The sequence below is a fragment of the Mesorhizobium sp. M7A.F.Ca.CA.002.05.1.1 genome, assembly GCF_003998335.1.
Lineage (GTDB): Bacteria > Pseudomonadota > Alphaproteobacteria > Rhizobiales > Rhizobiaceae > Mesorhizobium.
Genome location: NZ_RZQI01000721.1, coordinates 1 through 3,110 on the forward strand (window position 1 = coordinate 1; position 3,110 = coordinate 3,110).

2 protein-coding genes and 1 pseudogene are annotated in these 3,110 nt (G+C 64.4%); 1 reads left to right on the plus strand and 2 read right to left on the minus strand.

The genetic code is table 11. From position 1 onward, the window contains the following. Positions 1 to 356, plus strand: a pseudogene (locus EN939_RS27285) (VpsF family polysaccharide biosynthesis protein); the annotation flags it as partial. Here EN939_RS27285 and EN939_RS27290 read toward each other — a convergent pair. Both EN939_RS27290 and EN939_RS27295 read right to left on the minus strand, forming a co-directional pair. Beyond that, positions 319 to 1,581: a glycoside hydrolase family 5 protein gene (locus EN939_RS27290; protein WP_127270842.1), complete on the minus strand. Its 1,263-nt coding sequence runs from the start codon at positions 1,579 to 1,581 to the stop codon at positions 319 to 321. The pseudogene EN939_RS27285 and the gene EN939_RS27290 overlap by 38 nt on opposite strands. Then, complete coding sequence (locus EN939_RS27295) at positions 1,578 to 2,747, minus strand: DUF1972 domain-containing protein (protein ID WP_164749030.1); 1,170 nt, start codon at positions 2,745 to 2,747, stop codon at positions 1,578 to 1,580. The genes EN939_RS27290 and EN939_RS27295 overlap by 4 nt, the downstream gene beginning before the upstream one ends. Between the last annotated feature and the right edge of the window lie 363 nt (positions 2,748 to 3,110).

Here is a 3,110-nt window from a genome sequence, read left to right on the forward strand (position 1 = left end):
ATCTGATCGTGGGGCCGGATGTCGACCTGATTGACAGCCTGCGCCGCATCAACGGTCTCGAACAGGGCATCGAGAACCCGATTATCCGCACCGTCCTCTATCAGGGCGCCTTCTTCACCCTTTTGCTGACGTTCGGCTTCGTGCTGTTCCTGTTCGAGGTGGCGCGCCGCTGCCATCCCGGCATCTGGCTGCCGATGCTGGGCTGGGTCATTCTGATCAACACCTCGGAAAGCGTCGCGTCGAAGACGACGCTGCTGACCAAGTTCGTGGTGCTGGCGCTGGTGCTTTACCGGCCGACGCGGGCAGCGTTCAGGCCCGTCAGTCCGCCGGCATGGTCAGGCCAAGCGCCGCGATGATATCGGGGTCCAGTGCCCGGGTGGTGTCGTCCATCATGCCCATGCCATCGAAGAGATCCCACAGTGCCCAAGCGAAGCCGAGTTCCTCGGCGCTCCGTCTGACATCGGCGATGTAGCGCGCGCGATCCGGATTGGGGGCGGCGACATAGCGGGCGTCGGTGCGCAGCGCGCCGAACTCGCCCATGATGATGCGTTCCGGCGCAAGGCCGTGGCCGTCGGCCCAGTCGCGAACCTGGCGAAGATATTTGTCGACAAACCAGCGGTCGGGCCGGGCGTCGAAATAGACTTTCAGCACACGCTCGGTATCGGCATAGGCTGCCTGCTTGGCGTCTTCAGGGATTTCGGTGTCCTGCGCCATGCGCGCCCTGACCGATGCCAGCGTCTGTTCCAGCGAGCCGGCAGATGCCGGCCACGGCACATTGTTGAGCGACCGGTAGACGGGCTCGCGCATCCAGGGTGCCCCCTGATGGCTGAACAGATAGGGCTCATAGAAGTGGAAGGTGAACAGGATCGGCTCGAACGGGGACAGCGGTGCCGGATCGAGCGCTGTCAGTCCGCTCACCATCGAGCCGCAGCCGCCGGTGACGACCAGCGGCAGGGTCGCGGCCGATGCTCTTGCCGCCGTCAGAAGTGAAAGCTGGATCTGCGACCAGACGTTCGACGCGCAGGCCTGCGCCGGCTCGTTGACCGGCTCGAGCGCCACCCTGCCGGGCTGGAACCGCGCCAGCCTGCCGGCAAGCTCGCCGACCAGCCCGCGGTAGAGATCGAACGCGGGTGCGGCGGTGCTGGAGACCATGCGGTCGGGGTTCCAGTAATGGGTGGCTGCATTGGCCTGGATGTTGACGATGATGCCGAGATCGGCGTGGAGGGTGGCCGTGACAGCGGCATCCAGCATGTCCAGCAACCGGCTGCGCGTGGTGGCGTCGGCGGCCAGGAAAGGGCCGGGATCAACAGGCAGTCGGATGAAATCGAGCCCGGTCTCGCGCAGCCGACGCAGGTCGTCCGGGGTCGGCACCGGCCGTTGCGACTGGAAGGGCGGCCAGTCATAGTCGGTGCGCGGAGCGGGAAATTCGCGCGTCAGCGAGAACCAGGGCCAGGCGTTGACGCCGCGCCGAAATCGCGGCCCGGCGGCTGCGCGAGCGATTGGTGCGACCGGGAGCGAGCCGAGAGCCGCCGCGGTGGACAGCGCCGTCCGCAGCACCCGCCGGCGCGACCAGCCTGTCATACGGTTCCTGGCGATGCATGATCCATCGCGGTGGTCTTGGCGGCGGTCATGCCGAGCAAATGATAGGCCTCATTTTCATAGGCGAGCAGGACATCGTCCCAGCGAAAGGCTTCCTGAGCGCGCGCCCTGGCGGCAACGCCGCAGGCCTTGACCAAGGCGTCATTGTCCAGCGCCTGCTGCATCCGCTTGGCGCAACTGTCCTTGTCGGTGAAGTAGATCGCCGCAGCTCCGGCGGTCCATCTGTTGTAGGGATTGTCGTGGGCGATCACCATGTTGCCGGCCGCCAGCGCCTCGACCAGCGACGGGTTGGTGCCGCCGACCGTGTGGCCATGCAGATAGGAGCGGGCGTGGTATCTGAGCGCCTTGACCGTCGCCTGGTCGTAGATGGCGCCCGGCAGGACCACCGAGCCATTCGCCGCCTTGCGGATGGCGGCATGATAGGGGATGTCGTCGGACAGCGTTCCCAGCACTACCAGCTTCATGTCGCGCTTGGCGGAGCAAAAAGCTTCGACGATTGGCAGGATGTTGTTGTCGGGTTCGATGCGCGCGATCGAGATGAGATAGCGCCCGGGCTCGAGGCCGAGCGCCCGGACCGGCGCCTCGGGCGCCGATGTCACCGGATCGGCGCCATAGGCGATGGTGGCGATGGCGCTGCGCGGCCGGCGCGTCGCCAGGTGATCTGCGATGGCGGGATGATCGGCGACCAGCCGATGCGAGGCCCATGCGCCGATCCATTCGTTGAGCCAGAACCAGGTTCGCGCCGCCATTCCCCATTTTGGGCGGCGCCACTCGATGCCGTCCATGTTGGTGAAGATCTTGCGTCGCTTCAGCCTGAGCCAGGTCAGGAAGACCGCGCCATTGTAGCCGAGCACCAGGCAAACGCCCGGTCGCCGGGCGGCGTCGCGGGCGCATTGCCAGTCGAATTCCAGCGTCGCGCGCGGTCCCTTGGAGGCAACCTGGATGTGAATGAGCTCGATGCCGCGCCAGGTTTCGCTGCGCACCCTCTGGTCGATCCGCTCGACCTCATCCTGGCAATAGACGCCGACTTTCCAACCGCGCCCGACAAGAAACAGCGCCAGTTTTTCGGCAAAGGTTTCAAAGCCGCCATGGGCCGCGGGTATGCCGCGGGTCCCCAGGATCAGAATGGCGGGCGTTTCTGGTTTCATGGCCGGCGGCACTTTCACATGTCTCATACATTAGATATTGCTTAATTTATAATGAGCAGATGGCAACTTCCGTGCCACCTCCCGATTTCGGTATCCTGCGAGGGATCATCGCGCGGGGTTGTAAAAAAACGGTGTTGAAGCCGATGGTTGTTTCATTCTCGGTCAACCCTTCTGTGCGTAGCTGTATCGAAACGAAGCAATGCCTGGGGCGTACGGCCGGCAGTCGGGCGTATCGAACCAGGCATGATTCTTGCGGACGGGCTTCTGCCACAATCGCCCAGCGCGATGGTTGTAGCACCCGGCGGGATATAAAGATGCGGATTGCCTGCGTTCATCAGGGTTATGAACTCTATGGTTCTGACC

Coding starts and splice junctions, on each gene's coding strand:
- EN939_RS27290 (WP_127270842.1), bottom strand. CDS start 1,581: ATGACAGGCTGGTCGCGCCGGCGGGTGCTGCGGACGGCGCTGTCCACC.
- EN939_RS27295 (WP_164749030.1), bottom strand. CDS start 2,747: ATGAAACCAGAAACGCCCGCCATTCTGATCCTGGGGACCCGCGGCATA.